25 protein-coding genes and 2 pseudogenes are annotated in these 21,863 nt (G+C 75.3%); 10 read left to right on the top strand and 17 right to left on the bottom strand.

Annotated elements, in window-relative coordinates:
* Nucleotides 1-288: 288 nt before the first annotated feature.
* On the bottom strand, nucleotides 289-624 hold the full coding sequence (locus tag MF408_RS09670) for a hypothetical protein (RefSeq protein WP_345893935.1): 336 nt from the start codon (nucleotides 622-624) through the stop codon (nucleotides 289-291).
* Between the two features lie 418 nt (nucleotides 625-1,042).
* Here MF408_RS09670 and MF408_RS09665 point away from each other — a divergent pair, with 418 nt between their 5' ends.
* The 3 genes from MF408_RS09665 to MF408_RS09655 all read left to right on the top strand — a co-directional run bounded on the left by MF408_RS09665 (nucleotide 1,043) and on the right by MF408_RS09655 (nucleotide 2,986).
* Nucleotides 1,043-1,507, top strand: coding sequence for a hypothetical protein (locus MF408_RS09665; RefSeq protein WP_240251190.1), 465 nt, complete (start codon nucleotides 1,043-1,045; stop codon nucleotides 1,505-1,507).
* Between the two features lie 98 nt (nucleotides 1,508-1,605).
* Entirely contained in the window at nucleotides 1,606-2,118 is a 513-nt protein-coding gene (locus tag MF408_RS09660) for an Lrp/AsnC family transcriptional regulator (RefSeq protein WP_240251189.1), read from the top strand.
* A 40-nt stretch (nucleotides 2,119-2,158) separates the two neighbouring features.
* Nucleotides 2,159-2,986 carry a PhzF family phenazine biosynthesis protein gene (locus MF408_RS09655; RefSeq protein ID WP_240251188.1) on the top strand — a complete coding sequence of 276 codons (828 nt, stop codon included), beginning with the start codon at nucleotides 2,159-2,161 and terminating at the stop codon, nucleotides 2,984-2,986.
* On the opposite strand, the gene MF408_RS09650 is transcribed toward MF408_RS09655, so the two are convergent.
* Nucleotides 2,964-3,818 carry a calcium-binding protein gene (locus MF408_RS09650; RefSeq protein WP_240251187.1) on the bottom strand — a complete coding sequence of 285 codons (855 nt, stop codon included), beginning with the start codon at nucleotides 3,816-3,818 and terminating at the stop codon, nucleotides 2,964-2,966. The two genes, MF408_RS09655 and MF408_RS09650, sit on opposite strands and share 23 nt — an antisense overlap.
* Before the next feature lie 219 nt (nucleotides 3,819-4,037).
* Between MF408_RS09650 and MF408_RS09645 the strand changes: the two genes are divergently transcribed.
* Nucleotides 4,038-4,355, top strand: coding sequence for a cupin domain-containing protein (locus tag MF408_RS09645; RefSeq protein WP_240251186.1), 318 nt, complete (start codon nucleotides 4,038-4,040; stop codon nucleotides 4,353-4,355).
* Between the two features lie 174 nt (nucleotides 4,356-4,529).
* Here the strand turns inward: MF408_RS09645 and MF408_RS09640 are convergent, their stop codons facing one another.
* The gene (locus tag MF408_RS09640; protein ID WP_240251185.1) at nucleotides 4,530-5,138 is read right to left on the bottom strand and encodes a LysE/ArgO family amino acid transporter; all 609 of its coding nucleotides are present in this window, start codon (nucleotides 5,136-5,138) and stop codon (nucleotides 4,530-4,532) included.
* A gap of 69 nt (nucleotides 5,139-5,207) precedes the next feature.
* Here MF408_RS09640 and MF408_RS09635 point away from each other — a divergent pair, with 69 nt between their 5' ends.
* Nucleotides 5,208-6,104 (top strand): LysR family transcriptional regulator ArgP, encoded by an 897-nt coding sequence (locus MF408_RS09635; protein ID WP_240251184.1) that lies wholly within the window; start codon nucleotides 5,208-5,210, stop codon nucleotides 6,102-6,104.
* Between the two features lie 386 nt (nucleotides 6,105-6,490).
* On the opposite strand, the gene MF408_RS09630 is transcribed toward MF408_RS09635, so the two are convergent.
* The 4 genes and pseudogenes from MF408_RS09630 to MF408_RS09620 form a co-directional block, all read right to left on the bottom strand.
* Nucleotides 6,491-6,673, bottom strand: coding sequence for a hypothetical protein (locus MF408_RS09630; protein WP_240251183.1), 183 nt, complete (start codon nucleotides 6,671-6,673; stop codon nucleotides 6,491-6,493).
* 64 nt (nucleotides 6,674-6,737) lie between these two features.
* On the bottom strand, nucleotides 6,738-7,019 hold the full coding sequence (locus MF408_RS09625) for a sodium-independent anion transporter (protein ID WP_240251800.1): 282 nt from the start codon (nucleotides 7,017-7,019) through the stop codon (nucleotides 6,738-6,740).
* A 177-nt stretch (nucleotides 7,020-7,196) separates the two neighbouring features.
* Nucleotides 7,197-7,382, bottom strand: a pseudogene (locus MF408_RS25230) (SulP family inorganic anion transporter); the annotation flags it as partial.
* A gap of 118 nt (nucleotides 7,383-7,500) precedes the next feature.
* Nucleotides 7,501-8,235, bottom strand: a pseudogene (locus MF408_RS09620) (SulP family inorganic anion transporter); the annotation flags it as partial.
* Nucleotides 8,236-8,329: 94 nt separating this feature from the next.
* Here MF408_RS09620 and MF408_RS09615 point away from each other — a divergent pair.
* The gene (locus tag MF408_RS09615; RefSeq protein ID WP_240251182.1) at nucleotides 8,330-8,803 is read left to right on the top strand and encodes a GNAT family N-acetyltransferase; all 474 of its coding nucleotides are present in this window, start codon (nucleotides 8,330-8,332) and stop codon (nucleotides 8,801-8,803) included.
* A gap of 10 nt (nucleotides 8,804-8,813) precedes the next feature.
* On the opposite strand, the gene MF408_RS09610 is transcribed toward MF408_RS09615, so the two are convergent.
* Entirely contained in the window at nucleotides 8,814-9,242 is a 429-nt protein-coding gene (locus MF408_RS09610) for a matrixin family metalloprotease (RefSeq protein WP_240251181.1), read from the bottom strand.
* Nucleotides 9,200-9,955, bottom strand: a complete 756-nt coding sequence (locus MF408_RS09605; protein WP_240251180.1) for a hypothetical protein — start codon at nucleotides 9,953-9,955, stop codon at nucleotides 9,200-9,202. The genes MF408_RS09610 and MF408_RS09605 overlap by 43 nt, the downstream gene beginning before the upstream one ends.
* Before the next feature lie 139 nt (nucleotides 9,956-10,094).
* On the opposite strand from MF408_RS09605, the gene MF408_RS09600 reads away from it, so the two are divergent.
* Complete coding sequence (locus tag MF408_RS09600) at nucleotides 10,095-11,003, top strand: PASTA domain-containing protein (RefSeq protein ID WP_240251179.1); 909 nt, start codon at nucleotides 10,095-10,097, stop codon at nucleotides 11,001-11,003.
* 226 nt (nucleotides 11,004-11,229) lie between these two features.
* On the opposite strand, the gene MF408_RS09595 is transcribed toward MF408_RS09600, so the two are convergent.
* Genes MF408_RS09595 through MF408_RS09585 form a run of 3 tightly spaced genes read right to left on the bottom strand, consistent with a single transcriptional unit; the run spans nucleotide 11,230 to nucleotide 13,183 of the window.
* Nucleotides 11,230-11,472 carry a YiaA/YiaB family inner membrane protein gene (locus MF408_RS09595; protein WP_240251178.1) on the bottom strand — a complete coding sequence of 81 codons (243 nt, stop codon included), beginning with the start codon at nucleotides 11,470-11,472 and terminating at the stop codon, nucleotides 11,230-11,232.
* Between the two features lie 55 nt (nucleotides 11,473-11,527).
* Complete coding sequence (locus MF408_RS09590) at nucleotides 11,528-12,736, bottom strand: acyltransferase family protein (RefSeq protein WP_240251177.1); 1,209 nt, start codon at nucleotides 12,734-12,736, stop codon at nucleotides 11,528-11,530.
* A gap of 54 nt (nucleotides 12,737-12,790) precedes the next feature.
* Nucleotides 12,791-13,183, bottom strand: coding sequence for a MerR family transcriptional regulator (locus tag MF408_RS09585; protein ID WP_240251176.1), 393 nt, complete (start codon nucleotides 13,181-13,183; stop codon nucleotides 12,791-12,793).
* Between the two features lie 57 nt (nucleotides 13,184-13,240).
* On the opposite strand from MF408_RS09585, the gene MF408_RS09580 reads away from it, so the two are divergent.
* Together MF408_RS09580 and MF408_RS09575 are read left to right on the top strand one after the other, a co-directional pair.
* Entirely contained in the window at nucleotides 13,241-14,461 is a 1,221-nt protein-coding gene (locus MF408_RS09580; RefSeq protein WP_240251175.1) for an MFS transporter, read from the top strand.
* Nucleotides 14,462-14,497: 36 nt separating this feature from the next.
* Complete coding sequence (locus tag MF408_RS09575) at nucleotides 14,498-15,382, top strand: PHB depolymerase family esterase (RefSeq protein WP_240251174.1); 885 nt, start codon at nucleotides 14,498-14,500, stop codon at nucleotides 15,380-15,382.
* On the opposite strand, the gene MF408_RS09570 is transcribed toward MF408_RS09575, so the two are convergent.
* The 5 genes from MF408_RS09570 to MF408_RS09550 all read right to left on the bottom strand — a co-directional run bounded on the left by MF408_RS09570 (nucleotide 15,372) and on the right by MF408_RS09550 (nucleotide 21,176).
* Nucleotides 15,372-15,527, bottom strand: a complete 156-nt coding sequence (locus tag MF408_RS09570) for an ATP-binding domain-containing protein (RefSeq protein WP_240251173.1) — start codon at nucleotides 15,525-15,527, stop codon at nucleotides 15,372-15,374. The two genes, MF408_RS09575 and MF408_RS09570, sit on opposite strands and share 11 nt — an antisense overlap.
* Before the next feature lie 504 nt (nucleotides 15,528-16,031).
* Nucleotides 16,032-16,709 (bottom strand): hypothetical protein, encoded by a 678-nt coding sequence (locus tag MF408_RS09565; RefSeq protein ID WP_240251172.1) that lies wholly within the window; start codon nucleotides 16,707-16,709, stop codon nucleotides 16,032-16,034.
* A complete protein-coding gene (locus MF408_RS09560; protein ID WP_240251171.1) occupies nucleotides 16,628-17,545 on the bottom strand; it encodes a hypothetical protein in 918 nt (305 codons plus the stop codon). Before MF408_RS09560 ends, MF408_RS09565 begins: the two co-directional genes overlap by 82 nt.
* A gap of 85 nt (nucleotides 17,546-17,630) precedes the next feature.
* Nucleotides 17,631-18,785 (bottom strand): hypothetical protein, encoded by a 1,155-nt coding sequence (locus MF408_RS09555; protein WP_240251170.1) that lies wholly within the window; start codon nucleotides 18,783-18,785, stop codon nucleotides 17,631-17,633.
* A gap of 903 nt (nucleotides 18,786-19,688) precedes the next feature.
* A complete protein-coding gene (locus tag MF408_RS09550; protein WP_240251169.1) occupies nucleotides 19,689-21,176 on the bottom strand; it encodes an adenylate/guanylate cyclase domain-containing protein in 1,488 nt (495 codons plus the stop codon).
* Between the two features lie 206 nt (nucleotides 21,177-21,382).
* Between MF408_RS09550 and MF408_RS09545 the strand changes: the two genes are divergently transcribed.
* Complete coding sequence (locus tag MF408_RS09545; RefSeq protein ID WP_240251168.1) at nucleotides 21,383-21,808, top strand: cyclic nucleotide-binding domain-containing protein; 426 nt, start codon at nucleotides 21,383-21,385, stop codon at nucleotides 21,806-21,808.
* Nucleotides 21,809-21,863: the final 55 nt, after the last annotated feature.

Here is a 21,863-nt window from a genome sequence, read left to right as displayed (position 1 = left end):
CTCGCCCGGGAACAGGTCGTGCAGCTTGAGGTGCCGCGGCGTCAGCGGCGCGTTGGGCCTCGTCGCCTGGTCGGGCAGGTCCCACGGCCGGGCGTCGACCATCGCCGACGGCACGTGCCGGTGGTAGAGCAGCGAGGAGTCGGAGGAGAAGCCCTCCTCCCCCATCAGCTCCTCGTAGTAGAGGTTGCCGGCGGCGTCACGGTGCTGCGTGTGCCGCTTGGGTGGTACGTCGCCCATCCGTTGGTAGTGCGCCATGAGTGCTCCTCGAGCTCGCCCCGCTCGTCCAGGCTAGAGGTTGCCGCGCTTGGCCTGCTCGCGCTCGATCGCCTCGAACAGGGCCTTGAAGTTGCCCTTGCCGAAGCCGAGCGAGCCGTGCCGCTCGATCAGCTCGAAGAACACCGTGGGCCGGTCGCCGATCGGCTTCGTGAAGATCTGCAGGAGGTAGCCGTCCTCGTCGCGGTCGACGAGGATCCGCCGCTTCTGCAGCTCCTCGATCGGCACCCGCACCTCGCCGATCCGGGCCCGCAGCTCGGGGTCCTCGTAGTAGGAGTCCGGCGTTGCGAGGAACTCCACGCCCGCGGCCCGCAGGTGGTCGACCGCGGCCAGGATGTCGTTGGTCGCCAGCGCGACGTGCTGGGCGCCGGGACCCTGGTAGAACTCGAGGTACTCGTCGATCTGGCTCTTCTTCTTCGCGATCGCCGGCTCGTTGAGGGGGGAACTTGACCCGGTGGTTGCCGCTCGCGACGACCTTGCTCATCAGCGCGCTGTAGTCGGTGGCGATGTCGTCGCCGATGAACTCCGCCATGTTGGTGAAGCCCATGACCCGGCGGTAGAAGTCGACCCACTCGTCCATCCGGCCGAGCTCGACGTTGCCGACGACGTGGTCGACGGCCTGGAACACCCGCCGGCCCCGCTCGTTGCGGTGCATCGGGTCCTCCCGGGCGACGTAGCCCGGCAGGTAGGGGCCGTCGTAGCGGCTGCGGTCGACCAGCGTGTGGCGGGTCTCGCCGTACGTCGCGATCGCGGCGGTGCGGATCGTGCCGTGCTCGTCGCTGACCTCGTGCGGCTCCTCGAGGACGGTGGCGCCCTGGGCGCGGGCGTGCTCGACGCAGCGGTCGACGTCGGGCACCTCGAGCGCGATGTCGACGATGCCGTCGCCGTGCCGGGCGTGGTGCCCGACGAGCGGGCTCTGCGGGCTCACCGCGCCCTTGACCACGAACCGGGTCGCCCCGCTGACCAGCACGAACGCCTGATGGTCGGTGTTGCCGGTCTCGGGGCCGGAGTAGGCCACCAGCTCCATGCCGTAGGCGGAGCGGAAGTAGTGGGCGGACTGGACGGCGTTGCCGACGACCCAGACGAGGGCGTCCCAGCCGGTGACGGGGAACGGGTCGCGGCTGGCGTCGTACTCCACCAGCCCGACCAGCTCGCGGAGCTGGTCGAGGTCGAGCCGGGCGAGCTTCTCGGTGTCGGTCAGGGAGGTGGCGAGCTCGGTCATGGGGCTAGTTGAGCGGCTGGCCGTGACCTGGACAACTGGTACAGCAGCTGGTGGTCCCAGCGGCCACTACCGTGCAGCTTCCTGCCTTGTGACTAGGCGCTGCGACCAGCATGCTGGTCGTCATGGAGCTCGACCGCCTCGACATCGCGCTGCTGACCGCGCTCCGGGAGAGCCCGCGGGCGGGCCCGCTCGAGCTGTCGCGCCGGACCCGGGTCGCGCGGGCCACGGTGCAGGCGCGGATCCAGCGGCTCGAGTCGGCCGGGGTGATCACCGGCTACGGGCCCGACATCGACCTCGAGGCCGCCGGCCAGTTGCTGTCGGCGTTCGTGACGCTCGAGATCGCCCAGGGGGCGCTCGACGAGGTGGCGGCCGAGCTCGCGGCGATCCCCAACATCCTGGAGGCCTACATGACGACCGGCGCCGCCGACGTCGTCTGCAAGGTGGCAGCGGCCTCCCACGCCGACCTCCAGGAGACGCTCCTCGAGCTCAACCGGTCGTCGTCGGTGGTGCGCTCGACCAGCGTCGTCGTGCTCGGCACGGTGGTGCCGCCGCGGGTGCTGCCGCTGCTCGAGCGCTCGGCCGAGCAGCGCGATGCCCGGGCGCCTGCCTACCGGGGGCGGTGACGGGGCTCGCCGGTCACCGCGGCGGACCTAGGCTCGGCCCATGCCGCCGTTCCGCCAGGTCGACGTCTTCAGTCCCGAGCCGCTGCGCGGCAACCCGGTCGCCGTGGTGCACGACGCCGACGGGATCGACGAGGAGCGGATGCAGGCGTTCGCGCGGTGGACGAACCTGTCGGAGACGACGTTCCTCCTCCGACCCACCACGACGGAGGCCGACTACCGGGTCCGGATCTTCACGCCGGGCGGCGAGCTGCCGTTCGCCGGCCACCCGACGCTCGGGACGGCGCACGCGTGGCTCGAGGCGGGCGGCACCCCGCGCGGCGCGCGGCTGGTCCAGGAGTGCGGGGTCGGGCTGGTCGAGCTGCGGCGCGACGAGCGGCTCGCGTTCGCGGCGCCGCCGCTGACCCGCTCGGAACCGGCCGACCCGTCGGTCGTGGCGACCGTGGCGCGGGCGCTGCGGATCGACGTCGTCGACGTCGTCGCTGCGCGCTGGCTCGTCAACGGCCCGCGCTTCGTCGGCGTGCTGCTCCGCGACGCCGCCCGGGTGCTGGCGCTCCGGCCCGACCTGACCGCGTTCCAAGGGCTCGAGGTCGGGGTGGTCGGCCCGCAGCCCGCCGGCACCGGGACCGCGATCGAGGTGCGGGTCTTCGGGCCCGACCTCGGGTTCGCCGAGGACCCGGTCACCGGCAGCTTCAACGCGGCCGTCGCCCAGTGGCTGACCGCCGACGGCACCCTGCCGCCGTCGTACGTCGCCTCCCAGGGCACCGCGCTCGGCCGCCGGGGTCGCGTCCACGTCGACACCGACGCCGACGGCACGACCTGGGTGGGCGGCGCGACCGTGACGACCGTCAGCGGTTCCGTGTCCCTGTGACCGGCGGGCCGGGCTCGGGGGCCGTCTGCTGGGTGACCTGCTCGCAGTGACGGACCCGGTCGTCGGCGTCGACCGTCGCCCGGTCGCGCCCGCCGGCGCAGGACACGACGTCGCGGCCCTCGCCGCCCGAGAGGACGTCGGCGCCCGGACCGCCCTCGACCCGGTCGGTGCCCGCCTCGCCGTGGAGCCGGTCGCGACCGCCCACGCCGACCAGCCGGTCGTCGCCGTCGCCGCCCCACAGCCGGTCGTTGCCCTTGCCGGTGCGCAGCCAGTCGTCGCCGCCCCCGCCGTGGCCGATGTCGTGGCCCTGCGCGCCGTTGAGGAAGTCGTCGCCCGCGCCGCCGTACATCGTGTCGTCGCCGGCGTCGGCGAGCACCCACAGCCGCAACTGCGCCGGCAGCGTCGACCCGTCGACCACGTCGTCACCGAGGCGCGGCCAGACCTGCAGGTACATGCCGTCGGCGAACCGCGCCGGCACCCGGCACTCCGCGGCCACGCCGACCGGCACCTCGAGCTCCGTGCACTGCTTCGGCAGCCGCCGCAGCACCCGGGTCCCGGTGTCCTCGAACCGGACCCTGCCCTCGACCACGCTCACCGTCAGGTGGGAGTCCTGCTGGCCCGCGACGTAGCGCCAGCCCTGCGGCGTCATCTCGACCAGCGCGGCGTCCTTGAGCGGCCGCACCGACGTCCCGTCGCCCAGCAGCGCCAGCGGCGGCTCGCCGGGGGCCGCGGGGCCGGCGGCCGCGGTCGTGACCACCGGGCCGGTGCCGGTGACCAGGCAGGCGGCGAGCGCGACGAGCGCGGCGAGGAGGGTCAAGGTCGGGCGGAGCACGAGGGGGGAAAGGTAGGGGCCGGGCACCGGCCCGTCCACGGGTCCGCCGCGGACCGGACGCAGGTCCGGCCGATCGGACGGACCGGGTATGGCCCCGTCCGGGCCAGGCGGCCCGGGACCGCCCGGGACTGCGGGACTGGACTGCTCGGGACGGGACGGCTCGGGGACGGGACTGGTCGAGAGAGGGGCACCGGTACGGTGCCCGCATGCAGGTGCTCCGTGGCGCAGGCGTGCACACCCCGTCCGCATCGGCGCACTGGGCCGACCACCTCACCGTCCCCGACCTCAGCGTCGGCACCTACTCCATCCCCCGCCGGCGGCTCCGACGCCCAGCAGCCGCACACCGAGGACGAGATCTACGTCTGCACCACCGGCCGGGCGACGCTCTGGACGCCCGACGGGTCCGCGCCGGTGGAGCCGGGCAGCGTGCTGTTCGTGCCCGCCGGCGAGGAGCACCGGTTCGTCGACGTCACCGAGGACCTCACCGTGATCGTGGTGTTCGGGCCGGCCGAGCACAGCCGGAAGCCTGGGCGGTAGGGCGGGGCGCGTCGGCAGGCGGCGGGTCGCGTGCGGGTCGCGGGTGCAGGGGCCGCAGCAGGCGCAGATTCATCACGGTATGTCGGCGAGCTCGCGCTTCCCACGGTGGGTACGCCGTGGGAAGCGCAGGTCCGGCGACATACCGTGATGAATCTGCGGCGGCCGGGGCCCGATTCACCCCGCGACGAGCAGCACCGCGATCGCGAGCATCGTCAACCCGATCACCACGTCGAGCACCTGCCAGGCCCGCACCGTGGAGAGCAGCCGGTGACCGGCGCGGGCGCCGAAGCCGAGCCCGGTGAACCACAGCACGCTGGCCGCGGTCGCGCCGCCGGCGAACCACCACCGTCCGTCGGTGCCGTGCTGGTTGGCGATCGAGCCGAGGAGGAGCACGGTGTCGAGGTAGACGTGCGGGTTGAGGAAGGTCAGGGCGAGCGCCGTGGCCACGGCCGCCCGACGGCTCCGCGCCCCGGCGCGCGCGGCCTCGAGCGAACCGGCCCGGCGCGCGCCCAGCAGCGAGCGGACGCCGTACGCCGCCAGGAACGCGGCCCCCAGCCAGCGCACCGTGTCCACCGCCCACGGCACCTCCTCGACCACCGTGCCGATCCCGGCGACGCCGGCGAGGATCAGCAGCAGGTCGGCGACGGCGCAGATCGCGACCACGGGCACGACGTACTGCCGGGCCAGGCCCTGCCGCAGCACGAACGCGTTCTGGGCGCCGATCGCGACGATCAGCGACAGCCCGGTCGCGAGGCCGGCGGCGGCAGGTCCGAGGGTGGTCACGCGGCGACGCTACGGCCGGCTCGTGCTTCAGGCCAGCGAAAGAATCTGCGGATCCCTTAGCGTTGCTTCATGACCCCGCAGCCGGCCCAGCTCGCCGCGCTCGCTGCCGTGACCGACCACGGCACGTTCGAGGCCGCGGCCCGCCACCTCCACGTCACCCCGAGCGCGGTCAGCCAGCGGATCCGCGCCCTCGAGTCCGCGGCCGGCCAGGTGCTGGTGCGGCGGACGACCCCCTGTCGGCCGACCGACGCCGGGCGCACGCTGCTCCGGCTGGCCCGGCAGACCCAGCTGCTCTACGACGAGGCCGCACGGTCGCTCGGCCCCGCGCCCGAGCAGGTGGTGACGCTGCCGGTCGCGGTCAACGCCGACTCGCTGGCCACCTGGTTCCGCGACGTCCTCGCCGACGCGGCCCGCTGGGACCGGACGGCGCTCCGGCTGCACGTGGAGGACCAGGCTTGGTCGGCGGACCTGCTGCGCGGTGGAGACGTGCTCGCCGCGGTCACCAGCGACCCGACGCCGGTGCAGGGCTGCGCGGTGGAGCCGCTGGGCGTGCTGCGCTACCTGCCGGCCGCGACGCCGGCCCTGGCCGAGCGCTGGCGCCGCGGCCGCTCGGTGGACTGGGCCCGGATGCCCGTCGTGGTGTTCAACGACAAGGACGAGCTGCAGTACGACGTGCTCCGCGACCGCGGCGTCGACCGGCCGCCGGTCGTGCACCAGGTGCCGACCTCCCACGACTTCCACGAGGCGGTGCGCCGCGGCCTCGGCTGGGCGGTGCTGCCCGAGCCGCAGCTTCTCCCCGACCTCGCCGCGGGCCGGCTGGTGCGGCTGCCCGGGCGGACCCATCTCGACGTCGCGCTGCACTGGCAGCGGTGGCGGATCGACTCCCCGGCCCTCGGCCGGCTCACCGACGCCGTCCACGGCGCCGCCCGGCAGCACCTCAGAAGCGCCGGAGGTCCGCGCAGCTGACGCAGGTGGTGGTCCAGGGCAGCGCCTCGGCCGCTCCGCGGCGATCGCGAGGTCGCAGCGGACGCATCGGCCGTAGCGACCTTCCGCCACCCGGCGGCGGGCGGTGCGGATGTCCTCGAGGATCCGGACCACCGACTCCCGGTGTGCCCGGGCGACCAGGTCGCGGTCGTCGGGGTCGAGCGCGGCGAGCTGCTCGACCCGCGCGGCCTCGTGGCGGGCCAGGTCGGCGTCGATCTCGCCGATCGGGAGGGAGGTGGTCGGTGCGGAGCCGTGCTCGTTGGTGCGTGCGGTCATGCCCAGTCCTTCGTCGGTCCCCGCGCGTGCCGGCGCCGGGGGAAGAGGGAAGGGGGGCGGTCCCCTGCGGGACGCCCCCTGGTGTCGGTCGGTCAGGGCCGGACCGGCGGCGCGCGGTCGACGCTGCGCCGCAGCACGTCGAGACCGCTGGCGCCGCGCGCCTCCTCGCCGAGCTCGATCGCGAGGAGGACGGCACCGCAGGGCACGTGCGACGGCATGGCGGAGGAGCGGGCCGCGCCTCGCTCCTGCGTCGTCGTCACCGTGCCGCTCTGCATGCCTCGGACCATAGGCGATCCGCCCGAGGAAGGCGACCCGCGGCCGGGGCCGAGCGGTGGCCGGTCAGTGCGAGGGCAGCTCGCCGCTCAGCCGGCCGTGCCGCGCAGCGCTCGACTCGTTGAGGCCGGTGATCCGGACCGTCTTGCCCTTGCGCTCGTACTTCGTGGTGATCGCGTCGAGGGCGGCGACGGTGGACGCGTCCCAGATGTGGGACTCGCTGAGGTCGATGACGACCCGGTCGGGGTCGTCGGCGTACTCGAACTGCGTGTAGAGGTCGTTGCTGGAGGCGAAGAACAGCTCACCGGTGACCCGGTAGACGGCGGTCGGGCCGGCCTCGTCCTCCACGAGCTCGCGGTGGGTGTCCGTGAGGTGCGCGACCCGGCGGGCGAAGAGGGTCATGGCGACGAGGACACCGACGACGACACCGATGGCCAGGTTGTGGGTGGTGACGGTGACGACGACCGTCGCCAGCATCACGGTCGTCTCCGACTTCGGCATCCGGCGCAGCGTCCCCGGGCGCACCGAGTGCCAGTCGAACGTGCCGACCGACACCATGATCATCACCGCCACCAGGGCGGCCATCGGGATCACCGCGACGACGTCGCCGAAACCGACGACGAGCACCAGGAGCAGGACGCCGGCGAGGAAGGTGGAGATCCGGGTGCGGGCACCCGAGACCTTCACGTTGATCATCGTCTGGCCGATCATCGCGCAGCCGCCCATGCCGCCGAAGAAGCCGGTGATCACGTTGGCCGCGCCCCTGGCCCATCGCCTCCCGGGTCTTGTCGGAGTGGGTGTCGGTGATGTCGTCGACGAGCTTGGCGGTGAGCAGCGACTCCAGCAGCCCGACCAGCGCCATCGCGACGGCGTAGGGCGCGATGATCTCGAGCGTCTCCAGAGTGAACGGGACGTCGGGGACGAACCACGAGGGCAGGCTGTCGGGCAGCTCGCCCTCGTCGCCGACCTCCGGTACGTCGACCGCGGCGACGAGCGTGAACGCCGTCAGCGCGACGATCGCGACCAGCGGCGCCGGGACCACCCGCGTGACGCGGGGCAGCGCGACGATGACGGCGATGCCGACCGCGATCATCGGGTAGACCGCCCACGGCACGTCGATCAGGTGGTCGACCTGGGCCTGGAAGATGAGGATCGCGAGCGCGTTGACGAAGCCCACCATCACCGAGCGGGGGATGAACCGCATCAGCCGCGCCACCCCTGCGACGGCCAGCGCGACCTGGATCAGCCCGCCGAGGAGGACGGTGGCGATGAGGTAGTCGTAGCCGTGGTCGCGGACCACCGGCGCGATCACCAGCGCGATCGCACCGGTCGCGGCGGAGATCATCGCGGGCCGGCCGCCGAGGAACGAGATCGCCACCGCCATCGTGAACGACGCGAACAGCCCGACCCGCGGGTCGACGCCGGCGATGATCGAGAAGGAGATCGCCTCGGGGATCAGCGCGAGCGCCACGACCAGGCCCGCGAGGACCTCGGTACGCAGCAGTCGCGGCGACCGCAGGGCGGCGCGCACGGTGGGCTCGGGGGCGTGCGTGGTGGTGCTCATCGGCGGCTCATCCAACCCCACCGGCCGGGAGCAGCCGCAATCGCGGGCGCGGTGAGACCGGCCACGGTCGGCGGCGCGGTGGCAGGATCGGTCCATGACCGACGCCGCCGACGACGCCGTCAGGAGGGCGGGGCCCGACGACGCCGAGGTCGTCGGGAGGCTGCTCTTCGACTTCAACACCGAGTTCGAGTCGCCGACGCCCTCCGCGGACGAGTTCTCCGCGCGGTTCCGTCGACTGCTCGACCTGCCCGACGTACTGGTGCTGCTGTCCGGCCCGGCCGACCCGACGGGGTTCGCCTACCTGACGCTCCGGCCGACGCCGTACGGCGACGGGCCGCTCGCCCAGCTCGAGGAGCTCTACGTCCGCCCCCACCTGCGGGACCGTGGCATCGGGACGGCGCTGCTCACCGCCGCTCTCACCGAGGTGCGGTCGCGCGGGGCGATCGAGATGCACATCAACGTCGACGAGGTCGACGTCGACACCCGCCGGTTCTACGAGCGGCACGGGTTCGTCAACATCGAGCCCGGCGAGGACTACCGGATGCTCTGCTACATCCAGGACCTGTGACCGGCCCGGGTCAGGTGAGGCAGCCGCCGGCCGCGCCGATCCGCACCATGCCGGTGAGGTCGCCGGCGCCGAACCGGTGGTTGAGCCCGCTGACCGACGGATACATGACCTGCTCCCGGCCGGAGGCGTGGGCGAGGCCGAGCCCGTGCAGCACCTCGTGGGTGATCACCTGTCCCCACGACGGAGATCCGCTGTCGAAGTGCCCCTGGCGCAGCGCGTGGCCGCGGTCGAGAACCACGGTCGAGCCGGTGATCCGGCGGAGCACCTCGGCGCCGGTCGTGGCCGTCGCCCGCGTCCGCGCCACGCCGACGACACCACCGCGCAGCGCCTCGTCCCGCGCCTCGTCCGACCACATCAGTCGCAGCGGCGCGTCCGCCGCGCCGGTCTCGGTGAACGTCAGCCCCGTCCGCTCGGCGATCGCGTCGACAGCGGTGCGCACGTCGTCGATCGCGCCGGCGTAGCCACCCGCGGGGTCGTAGGACCAGGCGATCGGCCGGCACGGGTTCCAGCGGGCGCCGCCCGCGAAGGTGTAGCCCCAGTCGCCGGGGAGGCCGAGCGGCGCCGGGGGTCCGCGGGGGCGTCGTCCGCCTGCCACGGGCCCGGCGCCTCCGGCTGCGGCGGCGCCTGCGGCACCGTCGTGGCGACGACGGCCACCCGCACCCGCACGCGCACGGCGCGCAGCCCGGACGACCGTGGCGCGCGGACCTCCAGCACGCGGGTTCCGGCCGTCGCACTGCCGGGCAGCACGACCCGGAAGTCACCCAGCCGGCGCGACATCGCCCGCCGGACCACCCGCCAGGAGCCGTCACGGCGCTCCGCGAACACCAACGGCCGCTTCCGCGCCCGCGCACCGGCGCGCACCTCCACCGTTCCGCGCACCACGACCGCCCGCCCGACCCGGACCCGTTCGGGCGCGGTGGCGACCAGCGCCGTACGGCGGTCGACGCGCACCACGTGGGTCTCGGTGACGTCGGTCGCCGGGGCGGCCGGGGCGCCGGCGGCCGGGGCACCGGTGCTCGCGTCGCCGGGCGGGACCGGTGTGCTCGAGACCGCGGGGACGGCCGCGAGGAGGGCGGCGGGGAGGGCGAGGGTGACGGCGAGCAGTCGGCCGGACGCGAGGGCGCGTCCGAGGCGGGCGGTGACGGCGGGCATGGTGACTCCGAGAACCGGGGGAGGGAGCTCGTGGAAAGTAAAGGAATGGGGCCCTGGTACCCGTCGGCGCCCCCGGTATGACCCGGACGCCGGCCGGCGCGGGCGCCAACCCGGCCGCGCCCCGGCGCGTGTGAGGGGCATGACCCGAGCCGCACACGCCGTCCGCCGCTCCTGGGCCGGTGTCGCCCTCCTGACGTCGGTCGCCCTGACCCTCGTCGGCTGCGGGGACCAGGGCGGCGCGGGCGAGGACCCGGTCGCGCGGCCGGCCACCGCCCGGGCACCGGTCACGCCGACCGGCCCCGCCACGACCGACGCCGCCACGACCGGTGCCGCCGACCCGGTCGTGATGCCCGACCTGACCGGGCTGCCGAGCGCCGTGGCCGGACGCCGGCTCGGCCGGCTCGAGGCCAGGGCCCGGATCGGCCTCTCCTCCGACTGGGGGGCGCCGGTCGCCGTCCGCTGCGGGACCCGGCCGGACACCGTCGTACGCCAGGACCCGCCGCCCGGGACGCCGCTGACCGGGCGGGTGGTCGTCGCCATCCGCACCGCCGCCATCGACCTCGACGAGTTCCGGGGCCCGTGCGCGCCGCCCGACGGCGACCTGGGCCCGGTCACCGGGGCGGACGCCGTCGTCGCCCGCCAGTTCTACCGGTTCGCCGCCGACCCGTCCCTCGGTGCGCCGTTCGCGCCGGAGGACACCTGGGTCGGGATCGAGGCCGGACCGACCTCGGTGCGGCTCGGGGCGGAGGAGCGCGGCCACCTGCCTGCCTGGGAGCTCGACGCCGCCTATGCCGAGTCGCTCGGCCCGTTCTCGGCACCCGACCTCCTGGCCCGCACCGGCGGCTACTTCGAGCTGCACCGCGGCGTGGTCGGCACCTGCCCGACCGGCGACGACCGGGCACCCGCCGAGCTCGCCGGCCTGCGGGCGATCACCCTGACCGCGCCGGCCGACACCGTCGCGGCGTGCATGGAGTGGTGGGGCGTGACCCTCTTCCTCGACGCCGCCGACCGGATCCGCGGCGTCGCGCTGCGGCAGGGGGCGCCGTAGGGGGCGGGCGGGTTGGCCTGGCGGGTGGGCCGGGCGAGGCCGGGCGGGCGCTCGGTGCCCGTCGGCCCCAGCAGGCGCAGATTCATCACGGTATGCAGCCGAACCCGCACCTCCCATGGTGGGTACGCCGTGGGAGGCGTCAGTTCACCGACATACCTTGATGAATCTGCGCCTGGCGGGACCCAGCGGCAGCCGCCTCGCCGCCACCCATCCGCCGCCCACCCCCTCAGGCAGCCGGCCGGTAGTGCTCGATCCGCGGCCGATCGGCCTCCCGGCGCTCCTCCTGCTGGTCGCGGACGCACTTGGCGAGGGTGAAGGTGGAGGTGACGAGGTAGAGCGCGCCGAGGCAGAGGAAGGAGCGGATCCAGCCGTCGACCGGGAGGAAGTAGATCCCGCCGACGACGAAGAGGAGAGCGGCGCCGAAGGAGATCGCGGCCTGGACGTAGAAGGCGTAGGTCGTCTTGTTCATGCGGTCCAGCCTCGGCGAGCGGCACCGGTCGGCGCATGAGCCGCCGTACTCATCCTCACCGCATGCCGAGCAGGAACCGGGTCGGCGCGGTGCGCCGCACGAGCAGGTCGTAGGCCGCCACCGTGAGCGCGAGCGAGCCGGCCACGATCACGGCGTACTTCAGCGGCCCGGGCAGCTCCCACCCCACCACGACGTAGGCGACCGCCACCACGACCGGCTGGTGGAGGACGTAGAGCGGGAGCACGGCCGGGGAGAGGTACGCCGCGACCCGGCCGGTGCGGCCGGGTCGCCGCCCCGCGGGGCGGTCGGGCCCGCCGGCTGCACCACGGGACCGGTCGAGCAGGCCGAGGATCGCGACGACGGCGCACCAGCCGCTGGCGCCGAAGCACGCGCGGCCCGCGATGGCCAGGGGCGTCAGGTCGGTGAACGGGTCGTCGGCGAGCACGAACGCCGGGCCGGACAGCGCGAACAGCGCCACCGCCAGCCACGCCGCGGTGGGGGCGACCCGCCGGACCGCGGCACGGATCCGACGGTCGCCGAGGACGAAGCCGTAGCAGAAGAACACCAGGTAGGCCCAGCGGTGCCAGGCGCCGAACTGCTCCTCCAGCCCGAGCACGGCGGAGACCAGTGCGGGCGGCACGGCCGCGAGCAGGACCAGGGCGGGTCGCGACTCCACGGCCGCGGCCACCCGGCCGGCCCCGTCCCGCCACCGCCGCGACAGCAGCGCCGCCGGCAGGGCGACCAGCAGCGCGAACGTCAGCAGCAGCACCAGGAACCAGAGGTGCCCGGTCTCGAAGTGCTCGCCGTCCAGGACGAACGGGAAGTCGGCGAGGTCGAGGCCGACCTCCCAGAACCGCGGGTAGAACCGCAGGTAGGACTCGTCGTAGCCGGGATCGGCCGCGCGGGCGCGCAGCCACTGGGGGAACGGCACCAGCACCACGAGGCCGAGGACGAGCGGCACCCCGAGCCGCCGCACACGCTCCGCGGCGAAGCCGCCCGGCCCGCGGCCCCGCAGCGACTGCCGGGCACCGAACCCGGCGATGAGGAACAGCAGCGGCATCGCCCAGACCACGACCGGGCCGGCGGCGACGGCAAGCGGGACGGTGCCGTCGTTCTTGACGTAGAAGTCGTCCTCGGTGTCGAAGACCAGCGCGGAGTGGAAGAACACCAGGCCGACGACGACCAGCGCGCGCAGCGCGTCCAGCTCCGCGCGGCGCCCCGGGGGCGCAGCGGTGCCGGGCCCGTCGGCGGGCGCCGTGGTCATGGCCGACAGCCTAGGGACGCGTGCGCTCCCGGGGTACGCCGTCGCGTGCGGTGGTCAGGCCGGGTGGCCGGCGTCGGCCTCCCGCAGCACGACCTCGTGCCGGGTGCGCTCGAGGAACCCGCGGATGGTGTCGCGGCTGCGGGTGAGGCAGGCGATCCGCTCCTCGATCGGGCCGAGCTCGGCGGCGAGCTGCTCGGCGACCTCCTTCGGGCAGGTCGGCTCGTCGCGGGCCGCGCGGTCCTCCGCGTCGAGCAGCACCTTGACCAGCCGGGTGGGGATGCCGGCCTGGACCAGCCCGGCGATCCGCCCGACCCGCTCGACGTGGTCGTCGGTGTAGGTGCGGTAGCCGTTGTCGGCACGGGCCGCGACCAGCAGCCCCTGCTGCTCGTAGTAGCGGATCAGGCGGGGCGCGACCCGGGTCCGCGCGGCCAGCTCACCGATCTTCACGCCGCCTCCCGACCAAGGCTTGACATTGACATTAATGTGAGAGTTTAGCGTCGCCGCATGGCGACCACCACCTCCTCCCACGACCCACGGCTCCGCACCGCTCTCCCCTGGCCCGCCCTCCTCGCCCTCGGCGCGGCCACCCTGGTCATGGTGACCGCGGAGATGCTCCCGACCGCGGTGCTCGGGCCGATGAGCGAGGGCCTCGGCGTCCCCGACACCCACACCGGGCAGCTGGTCGCGGTGTGGGCGCTGACCGTCGTGCTGGCCAGCCTGCCGCTCACCCGGGCCACCCGCCGGGTCGACCGCCGCTCCCTCGTGGCGGCCGGCCTGGTCGCGCTGGCCGGCTCGTCGCTGCTCACCGCGATCGCGCCGTCGTACGCCGTCGTCGTCGGTGCCCGCCTGCTCGGCGCGGCCGCCGTGGGCCTGCTGTGGGCGACCGCCAACGCGCACGTGGCCGACCTGGTGCCCGAGGAGCTGCTCGGCCGGGCGGTCGCGGTGGTGCTCGGCGGCGCGACCCTCGGCATGGTGCTCGGCACGCCGGTCGCCCGCCTGGTCGCCGACGTCTCGGGGTGGCGGGCGGCCTTCGCGGTGCTCGCGGCCGCCGCGCTGGTCGTCGCCGTGCTGGTCGTCGCACTCGTCCCACGCCGGCCGCGCGCGGGCGGGTCCGGGAGCACGACGACGAGCGGCCGCGGGCCGCTGCGGCCGGTGCTCGCCGTCACCGGGCTGGTCGGCCTGCTGCTGGTGGGCTACTACGGCGCCTACACGTTCCTCACCCGGCTCGGCGAGCCCGCCGCCGACCTGGTGCCGGGCGGCATGGGCGGCCTGCTGCTGCTCTTCGGGCTGGCATCGGCCACCGGTGTCGTGCTCGCTGGCCGGGTCACCGGACCCACCGGCCGTGCGCTCGTCGGAGCGGCGGCGGTGACCGCGGTCGCGCTGCTGGCCCTCACCGGGGCCGAGGACGCGGTGGCGGGGCTCGTCGCGATCCTCCTGCTGGGCATCGGCAGCGGCGCACTGCCGCCGCTCGCGCAGACGGAGATCCTGCGCCGGGCCGGCGTCGGCCACCGCGACCTCGCGTCGGCCCTGATCCCGGTCGTCTTCAACGGCGGCATCGCGGTCGGGGCGGCGGGCGCGTCGCTGGTCGTCGGCGAGGCCGGCGTCGACGCCCTGCCGGTGCCGGCCGCGGCCCTGGTGGCCGGCGCCGCGGCGGGGCTGGCGCTCGCGACCCGGACCCGCGCGACCCGCGCTGCGGCCGATCGGCGCGGGCGCCCGCGCCTATAGTGCGGACGACCCGGAGGAGCCGAGCTCGTCGAGGAGGTGCCGTGGCGCGTCGCCCGCCCGCCGCCCTGGCGGTCGCGCTGGCCGGGCTGCTCGGGGGTGCTGCTCGCCCTCGGCGCGTGCGATGCCGACGGCGAGGAGCGGTCGGAGCCCGGGTCGCCGACGACCAGCGACGACCCTTCGGCCGCCTTGGTGCCGACGGTCCCGGACGCGCCGCCGGACGACCCGTTCGTCGGCAACGGCAGCTTCACGATCCCGCTGGGTGATGGTCGCGACGGGCTCGTCCTCCTCCACGCCCCGCCGGCGATCGAGGAGCGGGGCCGGCTGCCCCTGGTGCTGGCCTTCCACGGCTTCCCCGGCGACGCGGCCGGCATGGCCGAGATGACCCGCCTCGACCGGCTCGCCGACAGCGAGGGCTTCCTCGTCGCCTACCCCGACTCCTTCGTCGACCCCGCCGACGTCGTCGCGCTGGTCGACCACCTCGTCGACCACTGGCGGGTCGACCCGCGGCGCGTCCACGCGACCGGCTTCTCCCGCGGAGCGGCGTTCGTCTACACCCTGGCCGCGGAGGTACCCGACCGGATCGCGTCGTTCGCCGCCGTCAGCGGCGTCAAGGAAGACCTCCTGGAGGCGCGGCGCCCCACGGCGCTGCTGACCGTGCAGGGCGGCCGCGACCGGTTGAGCCGGTTCTTCGACGTCACCAACCGCTCCTGGGCCGGCGACCAGCGGTGCGCCCGGCCGACGACCGAGCGGGCGCGGCTCGGCGGCCGCGAGGCGCGGCGTACGACGGCGGCGTGCCGCGGCGGCGGCGAGCACGTCGTCTGGTCGGTGCCGTCGATGAGCCACGTCTGGCCGCGCGGTGCCGACGCGCTGGTGTGGGAGTTCTTCGCCGCACACCCGCTCGCGCGCCGGTTCACCCCGTGAGCACGACGAGCTGCCGGGTCGCGCGGGTCATCGCGACGTAGCGGTCGACGGCCCCGGTGGTGCCGCTGCCGAGACGCTCGGGGTCGACGAGCACGACGAGGTCGAACTCGAGGCCCTTGACCTCCTCCGCGCCCAGCGACCGCACCCGCGCTGGCGGCTCGTACGACGAGGCGCCGACGACGCACGCGGTGCCCTCGGGGTGCTCGGCCAGCCAGCCGTCGACGACCGTCCCGAGCTCGGCGGTGCGGCCCCTGCCCGACGGGGATGCCGCTGCTGCGGACCGAGGTCGGCACGTTGGCGTCCGGCAGAGCCGCCCGGATGACCGGCTCCGCCTCCGCCATCACCTCCTCCGGCGTGCGGTAGTTGACGGTCAGCGTCATCAGGCGGACGTCGTCGAACCCCACGCGGCGCAGCCGCTCCTCCCAGCTCTCCGGGAAGCCGTGCCTGGCCTGCGCGCGGTCGCCGACGATCGTGAAGCTGCCGGACGGGCAGCGACGCAGGAGGACCTGCCACTCGGCGTCGGTCAGCTCCTGCGCCTCGTCGACGACGACGTGCGCGAACGGGCCGGCGAGCAGGTCCGGGTCGGCGGCCGGCACCGGGCCGGTGCCGGCGAGCGCTCCCTGCAGGTCCTCGACGCGGAGCATCGACATCACCTGCATCTCGGTGTCGTCGGTGGCCACCAGGTGGTCGACCACGCGGTCCATCTCCCTCGCGCTCGGCAGCGGCGGCAGCCTCCGCCCGCCGCCTCCGCGCGGCGGCCCCCCGGGTCGCCGACCCGCTGCCGGGCGGCGTCGAGCAGCGGCAGGTCGGCGAGGGTCCAGGTGTGCGGCGGGCGGCGCCGGAGCCGGGCGACGTCGTCGGGCCCGAGCCAGGGGGCGCAGCGGCGCAGGTAGGCCGGCACCTCCCACAGGTCGCCGACGAGCTCGGTCGGGTCGAGCGCCGGCCATGCCCGGTCGAAGGTGTCGACGAGGTCGGCGTTGTTCCGCAGGGCACGGCGCAGCAGGTCGGTCGGCACCTCGTCGTCGGGGCACGCGTCGACGAGGATGTCGAGCAGCGCCTCCCAGATCTCCTCGCGCGCCTGGTTGTGCGGCGTACCGGGATCGGGGGTGGCGAACGCCTCGGCCCAGTCGGCCGCCGTCAGCGGCAGGTCCGCCCACGGTGTCTCGACCAGCACGTCGCCGGTGGGCACCTCCTCGTAGAGCCCGACGGCCGGCTCGATCGCCTCGACCATCCGCGACGACGACTTCAGCCGGGCGACCTCCGGGTCGCGCTCGGGCACCGCCGCCGCCCCCTCGGGCACCAGGTCCCGCAGGGTGCAGGTCCGCACGCCCTCCTCACCGAGGCTGGGCAGGACGTCGGCGACGTAGGCCAGGTAGGGCTGGTGCGGCCCGACGAAGAGGATCCCCCGCGGCGCTGGTCGAGCCGCGGGTCCGCGTGGAGGAGGTACGCCGCGCGGTGCAGCGCCACGACCGTCTTGCCGGTGCCCGGGCCGCCGTCGACGACGGTGGCGCCGCGCGAGGGGGCGCGGACGATGGCGTCCTGGTCGGCCTGGATCGTGGCGAGGACGTCGCGCATCCGGGGCGACCGGCTGGCGCCGAGGCTGGCGATGAACGCCGACTGGTCGTCGAGGGCGGCGTGCCCCTCGAGGCCGTCGGGCGTGAACACCTCGTCCCAGTAGTCGGTGATCCGGCCCCGGGTCCAGCGGTAGCGGCGGCGGCTGACCAGCCCCCGCGGGTCGGCGTGGGTGGCGGCGAAGAACGGCTCGGCCGCGGGCGAGCGCCAGTCGACGAGCAGCCGCCCGCCGTCGGCGTCGGTGAGGCCGAGGCGGCCGACGTAGACCGGCTCGGGCTCGCCGTCGAGGACGACCCGGCCCAGGCAGAGCTCGAGGCTGAACCGGCGCAGCGCCCGCAGCCGGGCGGTGAGCCGGTGCACCTCCAGGTCGCGGTCCATCGCCTCCTGGCCGGTGCCCGCCGGGGCCCTGCGGGCCGCGTCGAGGCGCGCGGTCAGGTCCTCCAGCGTCTGCTGGAGGCTGTCGGCCATCCGGGTGAAGTGGCGCTCGTCCGCCGCCACGAGGGCCGGGTCGGCCTTGGCGGCGAGGTGCTCGGGGAGGTCGAAGACGGTGGTCGGCTGGGCGGTCGGCTGGGCGGTCGGGCGGGTGGGCACGGAGTGGGCTCCCAGGGGGTCGGCGGCGCGGGGGAGCGGGGATTCTGCCGCGCTCCAGGGGTCTTGCCGCAAGCCCCCTCCTGCGCTATACGTTGAGAGTGGAGGGGCCGGTCGGCTCCTCCGCGGACGCATCCGACAGCCAGCCCCGCGCCCCGAGCGCGCGCAGTGCGGCGTCGGCCTCCGCCAGCAGCTCCGCCGCCTCCTCGGCACGGCCCTGCCCGCGGAGCCAGCGTCCGAGGTCGCGCCGGGCCAGGGCCAGCGCCGGCCGGGCGTGCCACCGCTCGAGCTCGTCGATCGCGGTGCGCAGCTCGGCCTCGACGTCGACGTCCGCGTCACCGGAGCGGACGGCGAGGAGGGCCCGGAAGCGGGCGAGCTGACCCCGCAGCCCGCACCCGGGCCGGGTCTCCACGTGGTCGGTGACCAGGGTGAGCAGCCGGCGCACGAGCGCCAGGTCGTCGTGCGCGAACGCCACGTCGACGGCGGCCGGCCAGATCACCGGGAAGTCGTCGCCGAGGGCGACCGTCGTGTAGCAGCGGTCCGCCGCCTCCCACGCGGCCGCCAGCGCCGCCTCGGCGTCGCCGGCCCGGCTGGCGGAGACCGCGCGGAGGCACGCGTTCCAGGCGAGGACGAGCACGTCGTCGGACGCCGGCAGCAGCGGCCGCGCCGGCTCGGGGGCGGCGCCGCGGGCGCCGAGGACCAACGCCCTGATCGACGCGACCATGCTGGCGCCGGCGGGGTCGACGTCCTCGGCCTCGCTGAGGGCGAGCGCATCGTCCCACTCGCCGCTGACCCACTGCGCGATGAGGAGGTTGCAGGTCGCGTAGGTCACCCAGATCCGGTAGCCGGTGCGCCGCGCGACGTCCACCGCCTCCCGGCCGAACCGGACGGCGCGCGCCACGTCGTCCTGGTTCCACCCGGCGTTGAGGTTGACCAGGGCGCGGGCGAGGTTGAGCGGCTGGTGGGACTCCCGGGCGAGCGCCGCCGCCGCCTCGAGCAGGATCCGGCTCGGCCCGTGGACCCCGATCTGGAGGTAGTGCAGGGCCAGGCCGGTGTAGCTGTCGGCGATCGCCTCGGCGTCGCCGAGGAGCTCGGCGATCCGCGCGCCGCACTCGGCGACCTCGCCGAAGTCGAGGTGCAGGCGCATCCGCGCCGACGACAGCGCCCGCGCCAGCTCGAGCACCACCGCCGCTGCGTCCGGCTGGTCGCGCAGCGCGTCGTAGTGCGGTTGCAGCAGCCGCATCGCGCCCTCGTTGTCGCCCAGCCCCGCGCGCGCCGACCCGAGCACGACCGCCGCCCCCGCCGCCGCGACCGGGTCCCCCCTCCTGCTCGAACGCCGACGCCGCCTCTCCCGCGTGCTCCAGCGCCTCGTCGTACCGTCCGGCCTGCAGCAGCGCCCGGCCCAGCTCGACCCGGACCGACGACCGCGTCCGCGGGTCGCCGGCACGGTCGAGCGCCGTCCGCAGGTGCCCGGCGGCCTCGGTCGGCGAGCCGAGCGCCGCCGCGCGGTCGGCCGCCTCCCGGAGCCGCTCGACCGCCCGCGCGGTCAGCTCGGCGGCGTCCGGGGCGTCGGGGAGCGCGTCGACGGCGTCGAGGTAGTGCTGCGCGACCACCGCGGCGAGCCCGTCGCCGTCGTGCTCCTCCAGCTCACGGACCACCGCCAGGTGCGCGGCCCGGCGGTCGCGGCGGGCGAGGCTCCCGTACGCCACCTGCCGCATCGCCAGCTGGACGAACTGGAACCGGCCCCGCTCGGCGCTGAACGGGTCGCTCTCCTGGCGGAACAGCTGCACCCGCACCAGGCTGTCGAGGACCGAGTCGACGTCGTCGACGCCGCGGCAGAGCCGTGCCAGCGACTCCCGCGAGAACGACGAGCCGACGACGCTCGCCTGGTTGACCACCAGCCGCTCCGCCTCCGACAGGGTGTCCAGGCGGGCGGCGAGGAGCGCCTGGAGCGTGGCGGGCGCACCGACCGAGCCCAGGTCGAGCGAGCCGGGGTCGGCGAGGACGTACTGGCCGCCCCGCGGGATGACCAGGTCGCGATCGATCAGCGACCGCACCGTCTCCACCGCGAACAGCGGCACGCCCTCGGCCCGCTGCACGAGCGCGTCCCGCACCGGGTCGGGGAGGCCGGCGACCAGGCCGGAGATCAGCCGCCCCCATGTCGGCGGGCGCCAGCGTGTCGAGGTGGAGCACGGTGGCCCGCCGGTTGGTGGCGAGGTCGGGGGTGCCGTTCGAGCAGGCCCGGCCGGGTGAGCAGCATGACGAAGCAGGGGAACCAGCCGGCGGTCAGCAGGTGCTCGAGGTAGGCGATCAGTCCGTCGTCGGCGTGCTGGGCGTCGTCGACGACGAGGACGACCGGGTCGCCCGGCTCGCTGACCCGGGCGAAGAAGGTGGTCCACGCGGCGAACAGGTCCTCGCGTGGGAAGGTGCCGGCCACGCCGGTGCCGAGGAGGAAGCCGAGCCGCGGCTCCAGCCAGGCCCGCTCGTCGGGGTCGGTCACGAACCGGTCGAGGCCGTTGGCGAGCAGCAGCCCCAGGTCGTCGGTGTCGCCGTCGTACTCGTTCTGCAGGCGGCCGCGGATCGCCTCGGCCAGGGCGAAGAACGCGACCCCCTCGCCGTAGGCCAGGCAGCGACCGTTGTGCCACCGCACGGTCCGGGTGAGGCCGTCGACGTACTTGGACAGCTCCCACCCGAGCCGGGTCTTGCCGACGCCGGCGTCGCCGTCAACGACCAGCAGCGCCGGCCGTCCCGTCTCCTCCACGGCGTGGAACAGCTCCTTGACCAGGCGCAGCTCCCGGTCGCGGCCCGTGCAGGGCGCCTCGAGGCCGTCGGCCCGCTGGTTGCCGCCGACGTTGGCCACCACCGCCCGGACCGACCAGAGCGGCACCGGGTCGGCCTTGCCCTTGAGCGCGTGCGCCCCGGCGTCGGCGTAGGTGATGGCGGAGGTCGTCAGCAGCCGGGTCGTCTCGTCGACCCACACCTGTCCCGGCCGGGCCACCGACTGCACGCGGGCCGCCGTGTTGACGGCGTCGCCGGCCACCATGCCCTGGTCGAGTGCACCGAGGGTGACGGCGACCTCGCCGGTCACGATCCCGACGCGCATCGCGAGCTCCGGGAGCCCGATCTCCTCGCCCAGCGCCTCCACGGCACCGACGAGCTCGAGGCCCGCGCGCACGGCGCGCTCGGCGTCGTCCTCGTGGGCGGTCGGCACGCCCCACACGGCCATCACGGCGTCGCCGATGAACTTCTCCACCGTGCCGCCGTAGCGGTCGATCACCCGGCGGCACTCGTCGAAGTACCGGGAGAGCAGCTCGCGGACCTCCTCCTGGTCCCGCGACTCCGAGTAGGTGGTGAACGCCACGAGGTCGCCGAAGAGCACGCTGGTGGTGCGGCGTGCGGCCACCGGCACGGCGCCTGGCAGGTCGGTCCCGCCACTGCCGACGGTCCGGCCCGTGACCTGGCCGCTGGTCTGGCCGACCTGGGCCGCCCCGCAGCTGCCGCAGAACCGGGCGCCGGGCACCAGCTCGGCCGAGCAGGCGACGCAGGTCGGCGCGGTCAGCGCGGCGCCGCAGGTGTAGCAGAAGCGGGCACCGTCCGGCTGGCCGCCCGTCGCACAGCTGGCACAGGACCGCATGGTTGCTCCGTCCGTCGGCGCGCCCCGCGGTCCGGCCGCGGCGCCGGTCCCAGGCTAGGCGGGTCCCCCGGCCATCTCGGCACGGCCGAGGACGAATCGAGGACCGCGCGTTACCGCAAGTGCGAACCGTCGGCGGTGTCGCCGTCGAAGCGGCGTCCGGGCCCGCGCCGCCGTACTACGCTGCCCGGGACGTCGAGGAGGAGCCCATGGCCGATGCCCGTCGGTATGACGCGGAGCTCGCACGCGTGCCGCTGTTCGCCGGCCTCTCCGGCCGCCAGCGCAGCCGGCTCCTCGACAAGTGCAAGGTCGTCGAGCACCAGCCGGGCACGCCGGTCACCACCGAGGGCGCCGGCTCCCTCGCGATGCACCTCGTGCTGAGCGGGGCGGCGGAGGTCGACGTGCGCGGGCGGAAGGTCCGCGACCTCGGTCCCGGCGACTACTTCGGCGAGATCAGCATGATCGACGGCAAGCCGCGGTCGGCGACCGTGACCGCGCAGGACGGCCTCACGACGCTGGCCGTGCCGCACCTGGCGTTCACCGACCTGGTCGAGCACGACCCGTCGGCCGCGAAGGTGCTCCTCGTCGCGCTCTGCGCGCGGCTGCGGGAGGCGGAGGCGGCCGCGGACCGCTGACGCACCCGCGCCGGCGCCGGCCGTCGATGTGCCGGTCACGGATGTGCCAGCCGCG

This window comes from Nocardioides sp. TF02-7 (assembly GCF_022437945.1).
Taxonomy (GTDB): Bacteria; Actinomycetota; Actinomycetes; order Propionibacteriales; family Nocardioidaceae; genus Nocardioides.
The sequence above is the reverse complement of the archived record's forward strand: the minus strand, read 5'-3'. Positions and strand labels throughout refer to the sequence as shown.